This window comes from Bifidobacterium sp. ESL0745 (genome assembly GCF_029433335.1).
Classification (GTDB): Bacteria; Actinomycetota; Actinomycetes; order Actinomycetales; family Bifidobacteriaceae; genus Bifidobacterium.
In genome coordinates, this window is the sequence record NZ_JAQTHX010000001.1 from 1605912 (window position 1) to 1628867 (window position 22956).

Genomic DNA, 22956 nt, shown 5'->3' on the forward strand with positions numbered 1-22956 from the left:
GAGTTGTGGATAAGCCGACGGTGCACTGCTATGACGCGAGGGGCAATCATCTCGCCCAGATACCGTACTCGAGCCTGTCCTTTAAGGATTCGATCAGTGATGCCGGCAGCATGAGCATAACGGTGCCGGATTCGGCGGCGCTGCGCAAGCTGGATCTGTCGCGGATTACACGCGAATACGGGTCGATCTGGCTGGCCAAGTGCGGGGCGCGCGTGCTGCACGCGGGCTGGCTGACGAGCTGCAAGGTAGATGACGGTGGTGACGACGGCAACACGTTGATCCTGGTGGCCGGCGGCGGCTGGACGCTGTGGCAGAAGCGCCTGGTCATGACCAAAAAACGGGCCGACACATGGGGCGACGGCACGGTGGTCATCGACGAGCAGCATCCGCCCGGCGACTGGATACTCCGCTTGCAGGGCTCCTACCGTGACCTGTGCCGTGAGCTGCTTCGCCTGTCGATGGAGCAGTGCTGGGTGCCCTACACGCTGCCGGAGCTGCAGGGCGGCGGCCACGTGCGCGATTACAACCTGTGGGAGCTGGCAACCATCAGCGACCGGCTCGGTGACATCGCCGACCTGGCCGACGGCCCGGAGATCCGCTTCGACCCGCAACTACCCGATTCGACATCGATGCGGTGGCTGCTCAACGTGGGTGCCCCCGAAATCGTCGACCACCACTGGAGCCTCAATGCCAGCATCCCCGGCCAGCACATCGCAGTAAGCGCCGTGAAATTCGATGGCGAGGGCATGGCGGGCGAGAGCTTCGGCGTCGGCGGCCGCAACGACGACAACCTCCTGATTGCCAGATACCGCGACGATTCGCTTGAGTCGCAGGGTTGGCCGTTGATGCAAAAAGCCAACACGAGCCATTCCAGCGTGAGTATCCTGCAGACCCTGCAGTCCTATGTGCGTGCCGACGTCATATCCGGCTCGCACCCGCAATTGACGATCGGCCTGGTGTGCGGCTTGGACCGTGACGTGCATGTGGGTGACTGGATCGACCTTCGCGTTCCCGACAAGCAGCCAGACGGCAAGCCGCAGCCGCTTCGTGCGCTCCTTGTGACGAAAATACTCGGCACGAATCTGTGGCCTTTGAAGGTCACGGATGTTAGCTGGTCCCTGGACGACAAAAAGCAGTCGTTGCAGTGCAGGGTGAGGTGGTGAACACATGGGCAGGTACAGACCGGGTTCGTTGGACGTGTTCGCCAATGACGCTCGTGGCACGAGCCGCCGGCAGCGGATCGCCGATGAGGCGAACCTTCCGAGCGGCTCGCAGCCCTATCAGACCACCGCGAAGATGCGGAAGGTTCTGCCCGGTATCGATGCCGCCAGGCAGGATGCCGCGCAGGCGCAGGCGGATGCCGTGGCGGCCGAGCAGGCCGCCGGCGACGCGCAGAGGAAGGCCGTGCAGGCCCTGCAGGCTTCGGTTGAGCAGGCGCAGGGGCTTGACGTGCTTTCAGGCCGTGTAACCAAGGTCGAAGGCGCCGTCGCGGAGCTTGCCGTGGTGCCGCCGCCTGAGATCGTTTCGGGTTCCGCGCAGGGTTTTGGTCTCACTGGCGGTTCGGGCTGGCAGGCGCTGGCGTCGCTTCCCGTGCCGCCGGCACCCGGCATGCGGGCGCTGATCGGCGTCACGGTCACTGGTGTGGCGGTCTCGCATGGCCCGTCGCCGTTGCGCGTGCGCGTGTGTGTGGATGGCAGGAGTGTGGGGGAGTCGGTGGCCGCGTATGGCGGTGACACCCGTATCATGCCCGGCGCGCTGACCGGCGAGCATGCGATAACCCTCGCCGCGTTCGCGCGGGCGAATCCCGCCGCCCTCGTCACGCTGGAGGCGATGAGCCTGTCGCCGGCGGATTGGCCGGCGGACGAAGACAACATGGTGTTTCTGACGGTGCGCGTCGACTGGCGGCGCGCGGATAGGGGGATCGGGTCATGACGGTGGTATCCCGCGCGGTAGGGCGCGCCGATTTCGACTTCCAGCGCTTCTCGGACAACGAGGCCGCGGCGCGCTGGCGGCGCGACAACTTCGACGGCCGCGGCTACACGCCCGTCGACCTGCGTGCTTGGAAAGGCACGTTTTTGATGCGGCTGACCGACGGCCGGCAGGTGTACGCGCAGGCGTGTGACCTGATGACCAGCCAGGGCTGGGCCATCGCGAAAATACCCTACACGGCCTTCAGCGGGCAGGAGTGGTGGGCTCGGCGCACCGGCTCGTGGCGCATCGACGTCGCCGGCCCGAACGGCGAGCACCGGCTGATCGGCTGGGGCTACTGGACACTCTCGGAGTAAGGAGACAAGCGAATGGCGAACCAATACTCGGATTGCTGCGAGGCCGGCATCCCGCCCGACGTGGAGGGGGCGAGGCACTTCACCGAGGTTTACAAGGATGAGGCGCTGGCGAGCAACCATGACCAGGCGGATGACAACACGCGGCAGAAGGCCGACAACCGGCTGAGCGAGCTGACGGTCGCGCAGCTCTACCGGATGGTGCAGGCCGAGGCGGGCAAGGTGATGGATTGGATCCATGCCGGCCAGGGCGTGAGCCTCGGCCCGGAGAAGCCAGGCGTGTACCGCGACGGGCATATCTGGCTGGAGGAGTCATCGGTGCCGCGCAATCCGCCGTACCCGTCGTCCGAAACATTTCCCGGCCCCGATACGTTTCCCGACCGGGAGGGGCGCACGGCGGACGGCAGGCATGTCATTGTTGGCATCCACCGCTACGACGCGGCGACGGATTCGTGGACGGACTTCACGCTCGCACCGGATCTTCCATCAACACCAACACCATCAAGTGAAAGCGAGGCCGCATCATGACGGCATGGGCATATCAGCCACACGAGTGGCACGACAAGGGCGACGGCGGGACCGGCACGCCGATCACCGCGGAAAGGCTGGACGAGATGGACGCGGGCATCGCGAACATCTACGCGCTGATCACCCCGCCGGTGAGTGTGCGCAAGGGCGACCCGTCGCCGGTGACCCCGTGCCTGCGCATCATCGTCAACCAGGACGGCAGCTATGCCGGAAGCATCGAATACGACGACGGGCGCACCGGCGTGCAGGCCCTCGACGAGACGGCCCGCAAGACCGTCGAGGAGCATATCGGCGGCCTGCTCGCGCAGGCGCCGGCGGCGGAGCCGAACTCAAAGGAGGACGGCGATGAGTGACACACCGATCTTCGCGCCCGAGAACCAGTCGACCACGGACACGAGCAAATTCCTGCGGCTTTCGGACGGTATCAAGGCCTCGGAATCCACGGAGATGTTCAAGGCCGGCCGTCTCGTCCACGCCCACATCGCGCTCACGGGCACGATACCGGTGGCCAACACCTTCTATGCCGGCGCGGTCCTCGGCGGCTACCAGCCCGCCGACGGGGCCAAGTACATCGGCTTCGAGCCGAGCAGCCCGTGGAACGACGGCATTTCCTGTGTCGTATTCAGCGACGGCAGCATCTACGTCGCCAACCGGACCAGCAGGCCGCTCACCGGCATCACCTTCGACGCCACATGGCTCGCCAAAGCACAACAATAAAGGAGTAAAAACCATGATCCAGGACATCATCGCCCCCCCCAAGAGGATAGCGAGAAACTTGTAAGCGACTATTACGACTTCGCACAGGTGACGGGCCTGGGCCGTCGCGTGCGCCTGAAGCTGATGGGCGGTACCGCCGGCACCTTGATCAGCGGCTCGGTCAGCACCAAGGTCGCCACCCTGCCGGAATGGGCACGGCCGGCTCACACCGTTTCGGAGTTCGTGCCATGGTCCGCCCAGTCCGGCACCGGCGTCGTGCTCCTCGGTATAAACACCGACGGCACAGTGGGACTGACCTCCTGGTGGACCGCCACCGTCGCGCCCAAGGACCTCATCGTCGAATACCCGCTCGACTGAAAGCCTGCGCGGGACGGCCCCGATCGATATGGCATTGGAAAGGAGGAGCCGATGGATTTCCCGGACGGGATGCCCTGGTGGGCGGTGGTCATCGTCGTGGCGGTGCAGGCGGCGGTGTCGGTGGCCGTGGCCGCGATCCAGTCGAACCGGCTCAACCTGCACACCACGAACACGCTGAAAACCGCGGACGAGAAGGACCGCGCCGGTATCGAGGAACAGATCGAGGGCTCGCCCACGATCAAGCGCATCGAGGAGAAGCTCGGCAACGACTTCGACCATTTCGCCGAGGTCGACAAAACCGTCCGCGACATCAAGATCCTGGTACTGCGCGGCAGCCTGCTGCGCGACCCGCGCAGCAGGGCCGAGCACGAGGACATGCTCGCCAACGGGCGCGAATACATCAGGATAGGCGGCAACGGCGTCGGCCACATCCGCTACCAGATCCTCGAACGCGAATACCGGTGGCGCTACGAGCACGACGACTGGGACTACACCCATCCGGTACCCGAGGAAGCCTATCAGGACGGGCGGGAGGAAACATGAACAGACTCAAGGTATTCGCCAGAAAACACCGGCTCGTACTGCCGGTCACGGGCGTCATCCTCGCACTCATCCTGCTCGGTGCCGTCATAGGAATCACCGTAGTCGCGGCTTTGGAGGCCGACGGCCTCGCGGAATGGGCCGCGCTCATCTGGCTGCTCGCCACCGCATAAAACCAACACCAAAACAAAACCAAGGCCATCCCACAACGGGGTGGCCTTTTTCATGCCCGGAAACGGGCGGAAAGAAGGATCCATGACACTTCGAATCGTGGACGTATCCAATTACAAGCCGGACTTCGACCCGGCGCTCGCGGACTGCGACGGCGTGGTCGTGCAGTGCACGTGGGGTGCAGGCGAGCTCACCCACAACCGGATCGTCAACAGCGTGTGGCCGGGGGCCAACCCGATTATCCAGAAGGCGTTGAAGGCGGGCAAGGCCGTCGGCTACATGCACTACATCCGCGGCCGGGCCAGCGCCGAGGACGAGGCGCGCTTCTTCGCCGCGAACACAGTCGGCTACCTGCACCGCTTCGTGCCCAGCGTGGACTGGGAGGCAGGCGACAACCAGGCGTATCCCGACGTCGCCTACCTCGACCGGTGGCTCGCCGCCTACATCGGCGTCACCGGCGTGCACCCGCTGATCTACCGCGGCCGCAAGGACGCCGGTTCCGTCGACCCCATCGCCCGGAAGCATGATTGCGGGGTGTGGGACGCCGACTACGCCCTCCCGGAGCCCGAGGGCTGGCAGGAGCACCCGTGGAACGAGGCGCCGGCGGCGATGCGCCAGTTCACCAGCAAGGGCTACATCGGCGGCTACGACAAGCCGCTCGATCTGGACCTGTTCTACGGCGACCGCTCGGCATGGGACCGCTACGCAGCAGGCAGCGAAAGCATTAGCCCGCAGCCGGCACCGGCACCAGCTCCGGCTGCTATCCCGCAGGTGGCGGTCGACGGGGCGTGCGGGCCCGATACCGTGCGCCGCTGGCAGCAGGTCATGGGCACGCCAGCCGACGGGATCATCAGCGGTCAGGTGCCGCCATCCGGCGGCTGGGCCGGAAGACCCGCGCTCAACGCCTACCAATACGGGCGCGGCGGCTCCGACCTGATCCACCGCGTGCAGGCCGTGCTCGACCTGCCACAGGACGGGCTGCTCGGCCCCGACACCGTACGCGGCATCCAGGCGCGCCTCGGAACCGCTCAGGACGGCGTCTTCGGCCCCGCCACCGTCAAAGCCCTCCAGACCCGCCTCAACCAAGGCACCTTCTGAAAGGAGATTGATCATGACGGAAGTCGAACCAGAACACGAGCAGGACGGCACGGCCGGCAGCGGCCCGTTCCTGCAATGGCTCAAGGCCGCCGGCACGCGCGCCATCAAGACCGCCGCGCAGGCCGCGATCGCCGCGATCCCCACCACCGCGGCCACCATCGGCGGCGTCGACTGGCGCATCGTCGCCGGCACCGCCGCACTCGCCGCCCTGATGAGCCTGCTCACCAGCATCGCCGGCGTCCCCGAAGTCCAGGACGGCACCAGCCTCCCACAACTCAAATAGGCAGGCTGGCCATCCTTGAAAGCGGCACCGATTGTCTGAGCCGGTGCCGAATCTTTAGCCCAAAGCGCCCCGCTCCGGCTTTGATACCGGTGCGGGGCGCTTTCGTCGTTTTAGATTGCAAGCTATTTTATGCGGTCGTGAGGATCCTTGAGCCTTAGCTCGACCTCCGTCCCCGCGTCCGAGAGGTCACGGGCGGCGAGGCGGATGGCGAGGTTGTGGATCTTCGCCTTCCATGTGTTGGCGGTGCTGTAGGCCAACGCGACGCGCTCCCTGCCCTCGCATCCGGCTACCAGCCGGTCGGCCCTGTCCTCGGCCTGCCGTTGCAGGTCCTTGATGGCCCGCCACTCCTCGGGGCGCACGTCCTTGATGTCGTGCACGCGCTCTCGGATGCGTTTGACGTCGGAGAGGCCGAGGATGCGCCTCACGTCCTCCTGGCTGAGGCCGAGCGACTCGTACAGGGCGCGGAAGGCCGCGCCGTTCCTGCGTATCGTCATGATGCCCTGCTTTTTCAGCGGATGCGGACGGAGACGATGTAGGGGCTGCCGTTGGCGGCCTCGATGCCCATTGCTCTGATGTCGCTTTCGACCTGGACCGGGTTGGTCCTGCCGTCCACATGCAGGTGCGTGACGGTAAAACTGGTCTCCGCCCCCTTGAGCCCGGCCCAATAGGTCTGACGGTACTCGCCTTCGAGCATGCCATGGTACTTGTCCGCCAGTTCCTTGAGCTCAACCGGGGTGGCGGCACGTCCGATCTTGGCCGGCTTCCAGCCCCGTTTCGGCTCCAGTCCGTACATGACGAATTCGCCGTTGTGCTGCGCGTAGGGCCAGTTCTCCGGGCTGGCCTCATGCAGCCCGTCGACATCGAGCTTGATGGGCGTTAGCCTGTGGGTGACGACGTGCATCAGGTTCCATTTCCCGTCGATCTTGACGATGACGTGGTCGGGGTATTTGTCGTTGATGACCAGCTCCTCCACGACGATCTTCCTGTTGTCCATTTCCTGCTCCTTGTTCGTGGTTTGGTTCGTTTCTTCGTTTTGCGCGCCGGCGATGAGGTCGACGATCTGGGCGAGCTGCCGGTCGGTGCAACCCTCCAAAAGCTCAGGGGTGAGCCCGGCCAGTATCCTCGCCGTCGTATGCTCGTCCGTCTTACCCGCGGACTCCGCCTCCACCCTCAGGGGCAGCAGCATCATTCGCCGATCCGCCTCCGTTTTGGCATCTGCGGCACCGTTGCCGCGCCTCCGGTGGTCCGGATAGGGCTCGTCGGCGTCAACGACCCAGTTGCGGCCGACCTTGTGCGCGGTGCGCAACCCGCCCCTGCGCGCGAGCTGGCTGACGGTATCAGGGTTCCGCCCGTGCAACCGGGCGTACTCGACAAGACTGATCTCACTCATCGATTCCCTCCTTCGCCAGGTACTCCTTGGCTTTCCGGTACTGGTCGGCGTCGATGATCTCGGGCAGGTAGCCGTCACCGCCCTCGTTGTTGATGTCGTTGTACACGCGCAGCCTGCGGCGCTTCTCCGTCTTCGACGGGATGTCCCTCTGCGCCTCGGCCTTGGCGATCGTCCTTCTGGCGCTCGCGACCATCTCGGCATGGTCTTTTGCCTCCTTTTCGGCGCGCTGCTCTTTGATCTCGTCGCTGGTGGCCTCGTCCATGACCTCTTTGACTGCCTGCTTGATGGCCTTGTCGCTCGCGTCGTCGAGCAGCACCCTGTCGTACACCCAGCCGGCATAGCCCTTGACGGTGCGTTCGTAGGGCTTGATGCCGAAACCGGTGTCTACCAGGTCTACGCTGCCGACGCGCTTGCCGTTGTGCGTGAGGACGATCTTGCCACCGAGGTAATGCTTGATGCCGAGTTTGTAACCTTCCCACATGTCATCGAAAGTGCTGTCCTCGTAGCTGATCTCTGCGGTGACCTCTGTGTTCGCCGGGGTGCTCACCTTGAGGGTCCTTGTTGCTTCGCTCATCTTGTCTGCTCCTTGCCTTGCCGACAATGTCCATAATACTCGGATATCCGAGTAAAGAAAATCGGACAAGCCCGGGAGTGTCGCGATTTGATTTCTTAAAACAGGCTGTATCGAAAATGTGAGCTCCAGTCAGCGCAGTGCATGGAGCGCCGTCGTAATCAGTCTCCCAAACTGATTACGACGGTTCCTTCCACCCGATTTGCTCAAGTCCCAGCTTGTTGTCCATCTTCTCCATCGCCCGCATGCGCTCACTGTCATCGGCGTGACGGTAATGTTCCACCATCGCAATACTGCTGTGGCCGACGATCTCCTCGATAAGTTGAAAATCAACGCCTGCGCTCGCGAGAAGCGTAACCACGCTATGCCTTGTCTCGTGGCCGGTGTGTTTTGTCGGGTCAATGCACGAAGCGAGCATCAAGTCGTCAAAGCGATTGTTGTCGACATGCCCGCTTATCGGTGACCCATCCGGCTGACGGAAGATAAGGCCATAGGGATTCGGCTGGGTCCTTGTCGCTTTCCGGTATCTTTTCAGCGCCTCAGCGAGCGGAGGGATGATCGGCACGATTCTTCCGGTCTTGCTTTTGGGCCTTGATAGGACGAAAGCGCCGGTAAGAGGGCGCATTTCGTAGCCGTCTGGCACGCGCCATACCGCTTTCGGGCATAGGCCCCCTTTGCCTTTCCCACACGGATACCGGCCATTGGCATCCGGAAGCCCACAACCATGATCTCGCGGTGCTTCCTGTAGTTTCCAATTGACCTTGTACTCGTTTTTCCGAGCATCATAATCGTCCCATGTCGCCCCAAGAATCTCGCCCTGGCGCATACCAGTCAGCAGGCGGAACCACCATATCGTTCCCTCCTCGATGGGCATGTTTGCCGACACACGAAGCATAGCCTGCATCTCCGGCACCGAAAATGCCGTGCGCTCGCCGGTATCGTCCTTTCGTTTCGGCGTCCTGACGGCGGAGACGGGATTGACAGATATAAGCCGATCCGCGAGCGCCGCTTGCATGATTTGGTTGATGCAGGTGTGGGTTTGGCGTTTGAGGCTGATGCTTGCGGGGCCTTTGGGGTTGCCGTGTTTGTCGTAGGCTTGGAGGTTGTTGAGTATGGTGTTGATGGTGGTGGGGACGATTTTGCTGAGTGGTGTTTGTCGGTATGGGTTGAGGTGGTATTTGACGATGGTTTTGTATCCGGTGTAGGTTTTGGGGTCTACTTCGTGGATTTTCTGTTCGAGCCATCTGTCTGCGTAGTCGCCGAGTGTGATTCTGCTGTCGAGTGGGGCTCCGTTCTGTTTGATTTCGTTGAGGAGCTCTTCTGCTTTTGCCTGGCATTCGCGGTAGGTTGCGGCGGTGACGGTTTTCTTCTTCCGATTGCCGTTGGGGTAGTGGCCTATGTCGATGCGGACGCGCCATCTTTCGTTGCCGTTCGAGTCTGTGTATTTTCGTGCCTTGTATTTTCCCGTCGCGCTTCTTGCCATTGCTAACCTCCCCATGTATCCCTAATGTATCCCAAACGATTATATAGCGATTAACAAGTGATTGCTTCCATAAGTGCCCTAAAACATTGGTATTTCAACGTTCCTGATTTTTCATCGTTGAAATATCACCGTTTTAAAACAGTATACATCCTGACTCTTAATCAGCGTGTCCGGGGTTCGAATCCCCGTGGGGGCACCGATGAAATCCGCAGAATCGCAAGGTTCTGCGGATTTTTGATTCTTCAGTGGTCTAGCCTCGCGCCGCAGTATCGCGGTATCGCGCCGCGGTCCATAGTGACACTTTCGCTCCCTGTCTCTTCAAAAAAGACAGGGAGCGAAAGCCGGGCGTCTCCGCGCCTAGCGTCTCCGTGCGCCGCACCTGTGGAACGCGATGGCGATTCCGACAATGAACGCGGCAGCCAAAGCCAGAATTGTCAATTCTGCGGGGACAGCGACACTTGAGCCGGTTTGAGCCAGCTCAGACGTCTTAGGTTTGTCCGAGTTTCCGGATGCAGGCGTTTGCGTGGGAGCCTTTGAACCATCACCGTTGGCATTGTTTACCTGGGTGGGAGTACCCGGTTGAGGGATGGCTGGCGTAGTAGGTTTGACCGGCTGGCCGGGACTAGTTGGCTTTGTCGGTTGCTCCGGTTGGCTGGGCTGTTCGGGCTGGCTTGGCTGATCCGGTTTGCTAGGCTGCTCAGGCTTTCCGGGTTTCGCCGGTTCGACCTTCCATTTGGCATACAGGGTGATGTCAGCGGTCACCGGCGTCGCAGTGTCGTAATCGCTGTAGGTCTCGCCCTGCTTGGTCTGCCACCCCTGGAAAACATGGCCTTGATAGGTCGGCGAAGTAACGGTGCCGATAGGGTCGCCGTCGGGGACGGTGATAGGGCTGACCGGCGTGCCGCCCCGGGTGTCGAAGGTGACGGTGTGAACGGCTTTCCATTTGGCGTACAGAGTGATGTCCGCCGTAACGGGCGTGGAAGTGTCGTAATCGGTATAAGTCTCACCCTGCTTGGTCTGCCACCCCTTAAAAGCGTGACCTTGGTAGGTGGGCGAAGTGACAGTGCCCAGCGGCTGGTTATCGTCGACGAAAGCTTGGTCGATGGGTGTTCCGCCTTGGGTGTCGAAGGTGACGGTGTGCATGGCGATGGACCCTCGCGTGATGGTTCCGTCGAATGATTTGGCTACCGATCCGAAAGCGATGTCTTTGGCGAATTTGAGCTGGACGTTGTTGGGCTGGCCTTTCATAACGTCCCTCGTCCAAGTGACGATGCCCGTGGCGGAGTCGTAGGTTCCTCCCGCAGGCGTGATCGTTGTCGGCGCGATAAAATTTCCATTCTGGTCTTTAGCGGTTTTGAGCGTTACTGGCCACGAAGTCGCAGAACTTTCCGTAACGTTTTGAAGGCCTAATACGACATGGTGGTCATTACTTTCTTCAAGATTGGTGAGATTCTTTAGCGGCGTGATATCGGTAATCTGGCAGCCGTATATTTTAAGCCCTTTAAGGTGGGTGAGCCCGGCCAACGGCGTGATATCGCTGATGGGGTTGTACCACATGCCTAGATCGACAAGGTTGGTGAGTCCGGTCAGCGAGGTGATGTCGCTGATGTTGTCGCTAAAAATTTCCAAGTAGGTGAGATGGGTAAAACGGCTGAGCGTCGATATGTCGCTGAGCTGCGGAAGCTGGCCCAGCTCAAGGTGTTCCAGCTTGGTCATGTTCTTCAGCGGCGTGATGTCCTTGATGCTTTGATGTTCGGTCGTTCCACTAACCCTAGCGTTGTTGTTGCCCAAAGTGAGGGTGGTGAGATCGGTAAGCCCTACAAGGTCGCTGATATCAAGGATTTTGTTGGTACCGAGCCGCAGTTCGGTAAGCGTGGTCAGATTTTTAAGTGGTGAAACATTGACGATCCGGTTGGTGTTGATGCAGAGTCGATTGAGATTAGTGAGGTTGCTGAGCGCCGAGATGTTGCTGATGCGGTTGTTGTTGAGATTGAGGTCGTTTAGGTTGGTGAGGTTCTCGAGATCTGAGATGTTGCTGATGCTGTTGCTATAAAGGCTGAGATAAGTCAGACCGGTGAGGCTCCTGAGGGGTGAGATGTCGCTGATCGAATAATTCTCGCTGGCATCAAGGCTGGTCAGGCCATTGAGGTCGGAGAGAGATGAGAGGTCTGAAATCTGGTTTTCCGCAAGGTTGAGGTTGGTTAGGCTGTGGAGATCCCTCAGGTCGGTGATGTCGGTCAAGCTGTTTTTGCTGAGGTTCAGCTTGTTGAGGTGGGTCAGCTCTTTGAGATTCCCAAGGCTGCTGATCGAGTTTTCGCTGAGATCGAGGTCGGTGAGGTTGCTGAGGTCTTTGAGGTTGTCAAGCGGGCCAAGATTGCTGATGAGATTATGGCCGAGATCCAGCTTGGTGAGTCCGGTAAGGGGCTTGAGATGACTGAGAGTGCTCAGGTCGCTGATTTGATTGCCGCTGACATCGAGCTCGGTAAGGTTGGTGAATTTTTCCAGTCCTGTGAGATCTTGGATTTGTCCGCCGCTATCGCTGTGCAGGTTCAAGGATGTAGTGTTATTGATTGTGGTTTGGAACAATACGTCTGTGGTCTGTTCGGATAGCCGTGAGGCCACGTATTGTGCAAGGTTCTGGTCGGGGAAACATTCGGCAATGGTGCTTGTGTCTACCGTGCATCCGCTTCGGACTTCAGGTTCCTCTTGCGCGCTCGGCGTTGCAGGCGCGATTGATTTGTTAACCTGTGTGGTATCGCGACCGGCTTGGCCGGTTTTGGCCAATTGCTGGTCGCTGGCATCGGCATGCGCGTCGGGCTGTTTTTGTTCCGACTTGCTGGCTTCGCTCTTGCCTGTTTCTGCGCTCGCGCCGGCTTGTGCAGGCTGCACGTTGCTGCTTTGCTGACCTTGCGTTTGTGTCGGCTGAGTGGCGCTGGATTGCTGGTTTTGCGTTTGTGCAGGCTGAGCGATGCTGGATTGCTGGCTTTGCGCCGGTACGTCACTTTGAGATTGTGTATTGGTTTCTGCCATAGCGCTGGCGGGTATCAACATGGCGAATCCTGCGATTGCAACGATTGACGCTCCCAGCATTCTCCGGATCCCGGCCCTGCTTGGCAATTGTTTCTTTGTTGACAAAACGGAATTATCCCTTCCTTGAGTAAGACAATTCGCAGTACTCTGTAAATCATGATGCTGTAATTTTGTATAATAGTTAACACAACTTATTGTATGACTTTAGTTATCTAATTTTTCTTGTTTTTCGTTTGCTGCGTTCTTATTGCATAATTTTGATTCCCTTATGACAACGATTGACGACACCTGCAAACATCTATAAGGCCACTCAACCCACCTCGTTCAGGGACGTCGACCGCCGCACTGTCTATAGCGGACCCGTTACGAATGGCCCTACCCGCCAATCTGCTTCAAGCTCAGACGCCGTCTCCTGCACCCTCACCAAATCAACCGGGGCGCTGCTGCCCGGGGCCTGCCTGCTCATGCTCGGCGCAACCGCCGTCCTGCGCGACCGCCAACACAACAGTCGCCCTATATGAATACTTTCCAGCAACACTTGAAAATCAAGGATCGCGAATCTGATACCGCTGTGCCAAGTTTGCTGTTATGGCTGAAACGGGCTCATTGCGAAAGGACATCACTCAAGTTGCCAAAGGATTTGCCTCATTGACTTCGCCAATGACGTGGCCTATTACTTTGTCTTCCACTCACCGGTATGTGCGTGTCGACGGCTTCGTTGGCAGCCAATATAAACTTACCAAGTTGTAGCCGACTTGCCGTCTCTGGCTTTGGCTTGACGTGTCTTTTTTACCTAGTAATAGAGTCAATGCTGCCTTGTATGTCATGGATATTAGATAATATTATGGTATTACGTTTGGGCAGTCAGTCCGCGTTGTTGGGGTATTGATCAGGCTTATCGGGGAGTTGAGGGCGATGCTACGCAAAAGGGTCGTGTCCGCGCTGCTGTGCGCCGCCGCCGCGCTCGCATGCCTCGCCCCCATGCCCACGACCATGGCGGGCCAACCCGACCCGGCCACGGACACGCCAACATCCACGTCCACACCGGCATCCTCGAAACCGAAGAAAACCCGGAACGCTTCCGACACCGGCAAACAGTCCACACCTGCTCCCTCCTCCCCGTCGACGGCGAAAACCCCAAGCACCTCTGATACCGGCAAGCAGACTGCGGTCGGCAAAACCGGAACAGGACAATCCGAACTTCCAGGGAAACAATCACAGACGCCGACACAGCAGCCGACGGTCGGCCCGCAGGACAACACCTGTACACCTTTGACCCGCACCTGGAATGGCAGCGATCACGGCGGCTCCTCTGGCGACACCATCAACTGGAACATCACCACCGACTGCAAGATGACCATCACCAGCGGTACCCTCAGCCAAAACTACAACGCAACCGACCTGCCATGGCAACAGACCACGTATAAAACCCAGATAACTGAACTCACTGCTCAGAACCTCACTCTAGGCGTCTACTTTAACAGCATGGCCAGCTGGTTCAGCGGCATGACCTCCCTCGCCACCATTACCATCCCCGACCTGGACATCACCCACCTCGACGGATCCACAGGGATGAACGGAATATTTGCAGGCTGCACGGACCTCACCACCATGAAAATGGAAGGTTGGCAGACCAATCAAGACACCTACAAGCTAATCCCAACAGCCATCAGGACCTCACCAATCAAAACCGAACCAATTGTCACCACCGTCGACCTCGCTCGACTGAACACCGGCAATGCCACCAGCATCTCCAAGATGTTTGCCACTGATAACCTCATAGAAGGGCCGTCGGCTACGGACTGGGACCTCACCGGCTGGACACTGCCCAACGTCAGCAGCTCGGATGGATCGACTTCAGCTACAGCATTGTTTTCTGGTAACTCTAATGTCAAGCGCATCACCGCCACCGATTGGCACTACCGGTGCGACGGAATCAGTCTCAATAATATGTTCTACAACTGCACGAATCTTGAGACCGTCAACCTCAGTCACCTTGTCACCAGCCACAACAACAGTCTACACAGCTTCTTCGCGGGCTGTCCCAACCTCGCCAGCCTTGACCTCAGCGGTTGGGACACTAGCAACGTCTACAACATGGAATACATGTTTCAAGGCTGTGCGAAACTGGAGAGTCTGAACCTGTCCGACTGGGACACCAGCAATGTCATCACTATGCCATCTATGTTTAACGGTGACACCAAACTTTCCGACCTGGACATGAGCAACTGGAACATCAGCAAGCTGAACAGAAACAGTACGAACAACATGTTCACGGGATGTTCGAGCCTGAAAACCCTGAAAATGAAAAACTGGACAATCAGCGATAGCATCGTCACAAACCACACACTGGCGAAGGCCATAGCCAGCGCGCCCGCTGCGACCAAAGCCGACCTCGAAAAGCTGGACGTTGGCACAGCCACCTCTTTACTCGACATGTTTGCCAACACCAGTACGGGATCTACAATCACGGATTGGGACCTCACTGGCTGGAACCTCCGCAACGTCACTGATGCCAGTAACCTGTTTGAGGGAAACCAGACCGTCACGCATGTCACCGCTACTGATTGGTCTTATGGCTCTAGTGTTGAAACCAGCATCAGAGGCATGTTCAACGACTGCGTCAATCTCGAATCTGCCGACCTCACCAACCTTGCCACTAACAACGTCACCGACATGAGCTACATGTTCCAAAACTGCTCCAGCCTCACCAGCCTCGACCTCAGCAGCTTCAACATCGGTAGCAGCACCTCTATAGACTACATATTGTACGGCTGTAATGGGATCACGCAGCTGCGTTTGGGCCCGGACGAGGACAAATTGACGCCGCAAGTGCAGAGCGGTGTATTCACCACGGGCCGCGCAGCGATCGTCATGGTCGAGGGACGACAGACCGGTGACGGGAACCAGTACTCCTTCTACTCAGACAAAACCCCCGAAAACGTCTATCAGGTAAGCGCAGCGACTTGGTTCAAGGTCGCCGACAGGGGCATCCGGTACGGGCGTCCCACCGATACCGGATTCTTCCCGCCGGCATGCGTCAATTGGGACAACAAACCGACAGGCACCTGCACCGTCGCGGGATCGGACGGGATGACGGTGCCTGCGAACCAGAAGCTCAAGGACTGGAAGTCCATCGACGGCAGCACCACCTACATACCCGGCGGCACCGTATCGATGCCCACCACTGCGCGTTTCATCACCGTCGAACCGGAATGGGAAGTACAAGTGACGCCGGTGTCCTCGCTGCCCTTCACCGGCGGCAGGCACTGGATGCTCGCCGGGATGCTGCTGCTCGGAGCCTCCCTGCTCGCACTGACCGCGACCGCCACTCTCCGCGACCACCAACGCAACAGCCACTCCTTATAACGACAGCATAAGATGACAATTCGTTGCTGTGTCGGGATTGTTGACTTTGCACCTTCAATCGTCGCAGCCTCAATGGTCTTATTCCGACCTTGATCGACCGTAAGGCTGACCGGTCAAGTCTTCCAATGTAGCGCGGACCGAAGAATTAACGTCGTGCGGGTCGCCGCCGGCACGAACACGAGCGGACTCGGCGAGCGCGATGCCGTCCGTATGCTTATCGAGGTTGAAACGGCGAACAACGATGATGCAGATGACGATCGAAAGAGCGTACCAGCCAATCATCAACGCCCCCAAACCGTTACACGCCAAAGCGGTCTGCACTTTGCTCGAGGAGTCGAAACCGACGAAGCCCAGAATGGCGCCGACGGCAATCGCCGAAAATCCCGAAACCAGCTGACGTAGCCCTGCCTGCATACCGCTGAATGTCGAAGCCCGATATTTGCCCGAAACGACCTGATCGACATCGGCGATAAACGGAAAGACAGCCCACGGCAAGTAACCGGAAGGCGCTTTGGCGACGAAGAAAAACAGTGCGCCGGCCACCGCGAATACCGTCCACCATGGCTCTGGAAGCACCCCGACCAAGCGCCACGCGGCGAAAATCCAGAACAGGCCGATGATACTCACGGCAAAACTCGCCTGATACATGCGTTTCGGGCCGACTTTGATCATGGCCGCGCCGAACAGCGGATTCAACGGCACGGTGATGATCCCGGAGCTCAACAGCAGCGAGGCAAAGGCGGCGGATTTGTTCCAGTCGTAGATGACGAAGAAGACGAAGGTCTGGCTGAACACGTCGCCGGCGGTGAGCATCAGCAGATAAAGCGCCAGATGGCGGCGGAAAATCGCGATGCGCAATGTGCTGACATATTCGCGGACCATGACAGCCAAGCGGTGTCTCCAAAGTCTGGCCTCGGCCTGCACCGACGGATGTTCGGGACTGGCGTGCCCGGCAGTCCCCTCGGCCGCAACATACTCGCCGAACCCCGCTTCCTCAGGGGTCATCTCCCAAGTGCTTTTCCAGCAGACGAAAACGGCCAGGGCGAAACAAATCGTGATGGCGATGGTGAAAATCATATATCCCAGCGGCCTGTGCTCGCCGAATACCGAAAGCGTGCCGCCCCCAATCAGCAGGATCAGTGTGCCGGCGGCCCCGGAAATCAGGAGGCGCACCGTCGAAAGCTTGGTGCGGTCATCGAAACCATAAGCCATCTCGCCGGGCAGCGTGTTGTAGGCCGAGGCGAAAAGCTGGGCAACGCTGACCCAGAGCACGTAGACCAAGCAATAAACTGCGAACGGCAGACCAGGGATCCATAGGAGAATGCCGAGCAGAATAAGCGGTGGCACAATCATCAGCGGCAAATGGCGACGGCCGAAACGACGGCCAATTGAAAAACGATAAAGGTTATCGCCCAAGATGCCGAATGAAAGTGCCGCCACGCCACTGATAATGGCGCTCAGACCGACCACCGATTGCGCCAACGAGATGGACATGCCGCAGAACCGCGTCCAGAAGAGCACCAGATAGGTGCCGATCAGCGTGAGTTGGCCGCCGCCATAAATGTCACCAACGCCGTAGCCGATGGCATTGGCCAGCGTGATTGGGTCTTTGCGGGAGTGATGATGCGGGTGAAGGCGAAGGCGGTGCTGACGGGGTTGCGTTTCTTTAGGTTGCGTTTGCGTAGGCCGTGGTTCCGCTGGGTGTATTTCCATGGGTTGCGATTGCGGAAGTTCCTGCTGACGCTCTTGGTTGTCTCCTCGTCGAGACTGGATCAAGGTCACACGCTCCCCACGTCGGATATCATAAATTCCAACTTTTATAATAGACAAATGGTGTGGCAACGCGCGGTAAAACGCGATATTCCTCAGGTTTGGTAGGTGGAGACAAAGAAAATAACCGGAAACGCGAAGCGGCCTGCAAACGTTCGTAGGAGACAATCGACATTGGCCGGTGACGTCAATGCCGAAATTCCTACGAAAGCCTGCAAGCCGCTTTGTGGATACTACTGCGTTTTATATCCTAGCTTTTCCTATCGGTTCCTATCAGCTCCGATCAGTGACCGAACGGAGTCAGCGGTTCGATGCGATTGGCCAGGCCGTGCTTCTTCAGCAGCTGGCAAATCGGCACCAGCCCTTCGGAATGATAGGTGCGGGCGAAGGCGTCCACATCCGCCTGGGTGTGGTTGTCGTCCGGCTCAAGCACCAACTGCTCGACAGGCAGCGGGCGCACGCCGGTGATCTTCACATCGATGACCACCGGGCCGTCCTGCGGCTTGGCGGCTTCGGCGAACGCCGCGTCGAGCTCGGCGAGCGTGTGGACTTCAAAGCCCTTGGCCCCCAGGCCCGCGGCCGCGTCGGCATAGTTGGCATCGATCAGGTCGACGCCGGAATGAGGCTGGCCGTTGTCATCCTGCTCACCGACGATGAAGCCCAGCTGCTCGTTGGTCAGCACGATATTGATAATCGGCTCATGATACTTGACCTGCGTCAAAATATCCTGCATGTTCATCGCGAAACCGCCGTCGCCGCTAATAGAGAAGACCTGACGGCCGGGGTAGCTTTCCTGCGCGCCGATGGCCGCCGGCACAGCGTTGCCCATGGTGGCGTACCATGCCGAGGTCGCGATCTTCTGGGTGGGCTTGACCTTGAGGTAACGATACGACTCGATGGTCACGTTGCCGACGTCCACCGAGAAGATGGCGTCGTCCTTGGCCATGCGGTTGATGCGGGAGAAAACGGTGTCGATTTCGAGCGGGGTGCGCTCAAGGTCTTCGCGGGCGGCGAGCCAGTCGACCCAGTTGGCCTGATCCTCGACCAGCACGTCGTAATACGGACGCGAATCGACGGTCGGCGCGACGTCGACCATCGCCTTCAACGTCTCCTTGGCGTCCGCCACGATGCCCAGGTCGACGTGATGGCGCTTGGCGATGTCGGTCTGCTTGTTGTTGACCTGAATGAACTTCGTATCCGGATGCACAAAGTACGAGGTGAACGGCATGTTCGTGCCGATAAAGAGGACCGCGTCAGCGCTGGAAGCCGCGTCCACGCCCGGCTTGGAGGCCACGCGACCGGCGCTGAGGACATACGCCTTCTCGTCTTCCGGCAGCACACCGATGCCCAGCACCGACGACATCATCGGAATCTTCATCTTGTCGGAAAGCGCCTTCAGCTCGGCGGCGGCGTCCTTGGCTCCGGCGCCGAAGTAAATCAGCGGCTTTTCGGCGTTGTTGAGGATTTCGACGGCCTTGGCCACGTCTTCGGCATCCGGCTTGAGGCAGGACTTGCCAAGCGTGAAATCGTGCGCGGTGGAATAGACGACGTCATCGATCGGGGTCCAACCCAAGTCCTTGGGGATCACGACCACGGCGACGCCGGAGTGCTCGTAGGCCTGGCGAATGGCCTGATCGACCACACTCGGCAGTTGCGCGGCGGTCATCACCGTGCGATCGTACACGGAGACGTCCTCGAAAATCGGTGCTTCGTCAATCTCCTGGAAATTATCGGTGTTCATCTTCACCGTCGGCACCTGGGCCACCAGCGCGAGCACTGGAACGTGGTCGTGCTTGGCGTCGTACAGGCCGTTGAGAAGATGGACGGCACCCGGGCCTGCCGAACCGAAGCACACACCGATCTTACCGGTGAACTTGGCCTCGCCAGCGGCGGCAAGCGCGCCCGCTTCCTCGTGGCGAACCTGAATGTATTTCATGTTGTCACGCTCGTCATACAGCGCGTTCATGGTCGAATCGAACGATCCTCCCGGAAGACCGAAGATATGGGTCACGCCCCAATCCTCAAGTACCTTGATCATCGCGTCTGATGCATTGATTTTGTCAGCCATCATCGGCCCCTTTCGCTTCTTTGCCGTTTCTTGATTCACGATGTCGGGCTGCGTTCGCTGCTGCCTTACGCCATGCCGCCCCGCGCTCGTCATCAAAACGTGAGGCCGTGCAACCGCTTCGTTGGCAAGGAATCAACAAACGCTTTCGCATCGGTTGACTCATAGATTAATGCAACTACTTGGTATTTGCACAGACGTCAAAGCATTTTCCAGCCGTAAGCAAATGTGATGTAACTGACCATGTGATGTTCCTCGCATTAGGTGAGCTTTTGTTAGAAAGGGTTTACAGTGGATTGACTTTACTTTTACCGGCAATGCAACCAAGCGATAACAGGGAAGCGAATAAATACGGCGGCTCAATCGACAAGACCGAACAAAAAACGTGAGGCCGTACCCGTAACGAAACGGGACGGCCTCACGCCAACATGTCAGATGAAAGGTGGTTTGTCTTAAGCGTCAGACTCGCGGAATCAGCCGCAAATCAGCGCTCGCGTATCGCCTCCCTCAGCGGCAGGACGCTGGTCGGGGAAACCGACAGCTCGTCCAGGCCATGCTCGAGGAACGTTTCGGTCAAATCCAAATCGGCACCGAGCTCGCCGCAAATGCCGCACCAGATGCCGGCGGCGTGCGCGGCGTCGACGGTCATCTTGATCATGCGCAGCACGGCCGGCGAATGCGGGTCGGCGAAACGCGTGAGATTGGGGTTCTGTCGGTCGCAGGCCAGGGTGTACTGGGTCAGGTCGTTGGTGCCGATGGAGAAGAAATCGACTTCCTTCGCCAGCTCCGGCGCCATCACGACGGAGGCCGGAGTCTCCACCATAATGCCGACGTTGATGCCGTCATTGAAAGCGATGTCTTCGCTGCGCAGTTCGACCTTGACCTCGTCGATGATCTTCTTGGCGTCGCAGACCTCGGCCACCGAAGTGATCATCGGCAGCATGATGGCGAGGTTGCCGAAAGCCGAAGCGCGAAGCAACGCACGCAGCTGGACCTTGAAGATCTCCGGTTGCGTCAGGCAGATGCGGATGGCGCGGTAGCCAAGCGCGGGATTGTCCTCGTGCTTCAGGTTGAAGTAACCGACCTGCTTGTCCGCTCCGATATCGAGGGTGCGGATGATGACCAGGCGGTCCCCCATCTTCTGGGCGACTTCCTTGTAGGCCTCGAACTGGAAGTCCTCAGTCGGGAAGTCCTCGCTCTCAAGGTAAAGGAACTCGCTGCGATAGAGGCCGATGCCCTCGGCATCGTTGGCCAGAACCGAGGTGACGTCGGAAGGGCGTCCGATGTTCGCGTAAAGGCGGACGGTCTGTCCCTCCTTGGTCTGCGTAGGCTTGCCCTTAAGCTCCTGCAGCAGGCGAAGATGATCCTCGTAGCCCTTCTTCTTGTCCTGATAGGACTGGAGGCTCTCTTCGTCGGGATCGACCAGCACGAGACCGGCCGAACCGTCGACAATGGCCATCTTGCCGTCGTCCTCCGGGTCGAAATCCTTGCCCAAACCGATGACCGCGGGCAGACCCATGGTGCGGGCCAGAATCGCGGTATGCGAGTTGGCGGAACCCTTGGCGGTGACGAAGCCCAAAACCTTGGATCGGTCGAGCTGTACCGTTTCGCTCGGGGTGAGGTCGTCGGCCGCGATGATATGCGGGTCGTCCGGATCGGTTTCGGCGGTGTCGCGGCCTTCGAGAATCGTGATGACGCGCTTGGAGACGTCACGCACGTCCGAGGCGCGGGCCTGCATATACGAGTCGTTCATCGCGGCGAACATCGCGGCGAACTGCTCGGCGGTGCCGTTGACGGCGAATTCCGCGTTGACCTTGGAGGTGGTGATCATCCCTTCGATGCTCTCCACATAGTCGGGGTCTTTGAGCATGAGGCGGTGGGCGTCAAAGAGTTCGGCCTTGCCTTCGCCCAGTTCGGCGGCGGTCTTGTCGCGCAGCTTGCCGAGCTGATCGATGGCGGTATCGCGGGCGGCGCGGAAGCGCTCGACTTCCGCCGCCGGATCGCTGACCACGCGGCGCTCGACCGACCCGTCTCCGGACGCGAGCACATGGATGGTGCCGATGGCGACCCCTGCGGAAACGCCAGTTCCCTGGATCTTGCGCATCACAGATTCTCCTTAAGGAATTGTTCAAACTCGACGAAAGCGGTGGCTTCATCCTCACCGTCGATGTTTACGGTGATGGTGTCGCCGCACTTGGCGCCGAGTCCCATGACGCCGAAAATGCGCTTGGCATCAACGGTTTTGTCGCCGTCGGTCAGCGTTATCGAAGACTGATAACTTTGCGCTTTTTCAACGACTTTGCCCGCCGGACGTGCATGCATGCCTTCGGGGTCAGTTACGGTAAAAGTGAATGAGGTTGCCATAATTATTCTCCTAACGGGAGCCGGTGCCAATATTGGCTTATCAGCGCCAATACCAGAGCCGGCCCGAATGTGAATCGTTCAGTTTTTCGAGACGAAACGGCCCGTGTCGAAACGGAAGCCGGTCGACTGCTCGTACTCGGAAACCATCTGGTTCCAGGAATTCTCGATGTTGTCGGTGAGCCCGAAGAGGCCGCTACGACCGATGACGTAGATGTCGGGAGCCGCATCGGAAATCATCTTCCAGTGCTTGAGGTTGGTGGAACCATCCATCTCGATCTCGTAGCTGTAGCCCTTTTCCTCGCGTAGGTGACGAAGTTCGACGATCTTGTCCAGCGTAGATTTGAGGAACGGCTGGCCGGCGAAACCGGGATCGATGGTCATGATCATGACGCTGTCGAGCTGGTCGATATAGGACATGATCGCGCTGATCGGCGTCTCCGGGTTAAGTACGACTCCGGCTTTGAGGCCGGCGTCATGGATCTTCTTGATCAGGCTGAACGCCTTGCCATTGATCACTTCGGAGGGCATGTTGATGCGCTCGCATTTGATTGCGATAAGCTGGTCGACCCAAAACTCGGCATCGGTCACCATGAGGTGGGCGTCCATCGGCACGTCCGAAATCTTGCGCACCTCTTCAAGGAACCACGGCGACAAAGAAATATTCGGCACGAAATGACCGTCCATGATGTCGATGTGGTAGGCGTTGACCTTGTCGTTCAGGAACGTGACCTGTTCCTTGAACTGGTCCAAGTCCATCGTCATCAGCGATGGTGCCAGCTGGATCTTGCGTGTGGTGTTCAATGTCTCTGTCATTACTATGTTTATTACCTTCCGATAATGAGACCGGCGCTTTGTTCGACCGCTGGTTGTTTTGCGACGTGTACCGGCCGGTTACCGGCCACCCGCCATTTGGCTGCGGGCCGGTAACCGACCATGCG

23 protein-coding genes are annotated in these 22956 nt (G+C 59.3%); 13 read left to right on the plus strand and 10 right to left on the minus strand.

The features are described from left to right. The first annotated feature begins 5 nt into the window (after positions 1–5). The 11 genes from PT275_RS06440 to PT275_RS06490 all read left to right on the plus strand — a co-directional run bounded on the left by PT275_RS06440 (position 6) and on the right by PT275_RS06490 (position 5976). Positions 6–1163 (plus strand): hypothetical protein, encoded by a 1158-nt coding sequence (locus tag PT275_RS06440; RefSeq protein ID WP_277153414.1) that lies wholly within the window; start codon positions 6–8, stop codon positions 1161–1163. 28 nt (positions 1164–1191) lie between these two features. Further along, on the plus strand, positions 1192–1932 hold the full coding sequence (locus PT275_RS06445) for a hypothetical protein (protein WP_277153416.1): 741 nt from the start codon (positions 1192–1194) through the stop codon (positions 1930–1932). Beyond that, positions 1929–2285 carry a hypothetical protein gene (locus PT275_RS06450; RefSeq protein ID WP_277153417.1) on the plus strand — a complete coding sequence of 119 codons (357 nt, stop codon included), beginning with the start codon at positions 1929–1931 and terminating at the stop codon, positions 2283–2285. Before PT275_RS06445 ends, PT275_RS06450 begins: the two co-directional genes overlap by 4 nt. A 12-nt stretch (positions 2286–2297) precedes the next feature. Further along, positions 2298–2810: a hypothetical protein gene (locus PT275_RS06455; protein ID WP_277153419.1), complete on the plus strand. Its 513-nt coding sequence runs from the start codon at positions 2298–2300 to the stop codon at positions 2808–2810. Then, on the plus strand, positions 2807–3163 hold the full coding sequence (locus PT275_RS06460; protein ID WP_277153421.1) for a hypothetical protein: 357 nt from the start codon (positions 2807–2809) through the stop codon (positions 3161–3163). Before PT275_RS06455 ends, PT275_RS06460 begins: the two co-directional genes overlap by 4 nt. Next, positions 3156–3527 carry a hypothetical protein gene (locus tag PT275_RS06465; RefSeq protein WP_277153422.1) on the plus strand — a complete coding sequence of 124 codons (372 nt, stop codon included), beginning with the start codon at positions 3156–3158 and terminating at the stop codon, positions 3525–3527. Before PT275_RS06460 ends, PT275_RS06465 begins: the two co-directional genes overlap by 8 nt. Positions 3528–3614: 87 nt before the next feature. After that, positions 3615–3884: a hypothetical protein gene (locus tag PT275_RS06470; RefSeq protein ID WP_277153424.1), complete on the plus strand. Its 270-nt coding sequence runs from the start codon at positions 3615–3617 to the stop codon at positions 3882–3884. Between the two features lie 51 nt (positions 3885–3935). Next, positions 3936–4427, plus strand: a complete 492-nt coding sequence (locus PT275_RS06475; RefSeq protein ID WP_277153426.1) for a hypothetical protein — start codon at positions 3936–3938, stop codon at positions 4425–4427. Then, a complete protein-coding gene (locus PT275_RS06480) occupies positions 4424–4597 on the plus strand; it encodes a hypothetical protein (protein ID WP_277153428.1) in 174 nt (57 codons plus the stop codon). Before PT275_RS06475 ends, PT275_RS06480 begins: the two co-directional genes overlap by 4 nt. 82 nt (positions 4598–4679) lie before the next feature. Then, the gene (locus tag PT275_RS06485; protein ID WP_277153430.1) at positions 4680–5693 is read left to right on the plus strand and encodes a GH25 family lysozyme; all 1014 of its coding nucleotides are present in this window, start codon (positions 4680–4682) and stop codon (positions 5691–5693) included. Positions 5694–5706: 13 nt separating this feature from the next. After that, positions 5707–5976, plus strand: a complete 270-nt coding sequence (locus tag PT275_RS06490; RefSeq protein ID WP_277153432.1) for a holin — start codon at positions 5707–5709, stop codon at positions 5974–5976. A 122-nt stretch (positions 5977–6098) separates the two neighbouring features. Here the strand turns inward: PT275_RS06490 and PT275_RS06495 are convergent, their stop codons facing one another. The 5 genes from PT275_RS06495 to PT275_RS06515 all read right to left on the minus strand — a co-directional run bounded on the left by PT275_RS06495 (position 6099) and on the right by PT275_RS06515 (position 12450). After that, positions 6099–6470: a hypothetical protein gene (locus tag PT275_RS06495; protein WP_277153434.1), complete on the minus strand. Its 372-nt coding sequence runs from the start codon at positions 6468–6470 to the stop codon at positions 6099–6101. A 14-nt stretch (positions 6471–6484) separates the two neighbouring features. Then, the gene (locus PT275_RS06500) at positions 6485–7366 is read right to left on the minus strand and encodes a hypothetical protein (RefSeq protein WP_277153436.1); all 882 of its coding nucleotides are present in this window, start codon (positions 7364–7366) and stop codon (positions 6485–6487) included. Further along, complete coding sequence (locus tag PT275_RS06505; protein WP_277153438.1) at positions 7359–7940, minus strand: hypothetical protein; 582 nt, start codon at positions 7938–7940, stop codon at positions 7359–7361. The genes PT275_RS06500 and PT275_RS06505 overlap by 8 nt, the downstream gene beginning before the upstream one ends. 175 nt (positions 7941–8115) lie before the next feature. Further along, positions 8116–9420 (minus strand): tyrosine-type recombinase/integrase, encoded by a 1305-nt coding sequence (locus PT275_RS06510; protein ID WP_277153440.1) that lies wholly within the window; start codon positions 9418–9420, stop codon positions 8116–8118. Positions 9421–9777: 357 nt separating this feature from the next. Then, the gene (locus PT275_RS06515; protein ID WP_277153442.1) at positions 9778–12450 is read right to left on the minus strand and encodes a leucine-rich repeat domain-containing protein; all 2673 of its coding nucleotides are present in this window, start codon (positions 12448–12450) and stop codon (positions 9778–9780) included. A 278-nt stretch (positions 12451–12728) separates the two neighbouring features. On the opposite strand from PT275_RS06515, the gene PT275_RS06520 reads away from it, so the two are divergent. Then, positions 12729–12971: a hypothetical protein gene (locus PT275_RS06520; RefSeq protein ID WP_277153444.1), complete on the plus strand. Its 243-nt coding sequence runs from the start codon at positions 12729–12731 to the stop codon at positions 12969–12971. A 394-nt stretch (positions 12972–13365) separates the two neighbouring features. Continuing rightward, positions 13366–15819: a BspA family leucine-rich repeat surface protein gene (locus PT275_RS06525; RefSeq protein ID WP_277153446.1), complete on the plus strand. Its 2454-nt coding sequence runs from the start codon at positions 13366–13368 to the stop codon at positions 15817–15819. A gap of 78 nt (positions 15820–15897) precedes the next feature. Here PT275_RS06525 and PT275_RS06530 read toward each other — a convergent pair whose 3' ends face one another. The 5 genes from PT275_RS06530 to alsE form a co-directional block, all read right to left on the minus strand. After that, positions 15898–17532: an MFS transporter gene (locus PT275_RS06530; protein ID WP_277153448.1), complete on the minus strand. Its 1635-nt coding sequence runs from the start codon at positions 17530–17532 to the stop codon at positions 15898–15900. Positions 17533–17872: 340 nt separating this feature from the next. Then, positions 17873–19657, minus strand: coding sequence for a pyruvate oxidase (gene spxB / locus PT275_RS06535; protein WP_277153450.1), 1785 nt, complete (start codon positions 19655–19657; stop codon positions 17873–17875). Between the two features lie 481 nt (positions 19658–20138). Further along, positions 20139–21758 carry a phosphoenolpyruvate--protein phosphotransferase gene (gene ptsP / locus PT275_RS06540; RefSeq protein ID WP_277153452.1) on the minus strand — a complete coding sequence of 540 codons (1620 nt, stop codon included), beginning with the start codon at positions 21756–21758 and terminating at the stop codon, positions 20139–20141. Then, positions 21758–22018 (minus strand): HPr family phosphocarrier protein, encoded by a 261-nt coding sequence (locus PT275_RS06545; RefSeq protein WP_277153454.1) that lies wholly within the window; start codon positions 22016–22018, stop codon positions 21758–21760. Before PT275_RS06545 ends, ptsP begins: the two co-directional genes overlap by 1 nt. A gap of 78 nt (positions 22019–22096) precedes the next feature. Beyond that, on the minus strand, positions 22097–22831 hold the full coding sequence (gene alsE, locus PT275_RS06550; RefSeq protein WP_277153456.1) for a D-allulose 6-phosphate 3-epimerase: 735 nt from the start codon (positions 22829–22831) through the stop codon (positions 22097–22099). Positions 22832–22956 lie beyond the last annotated feature (125 nt).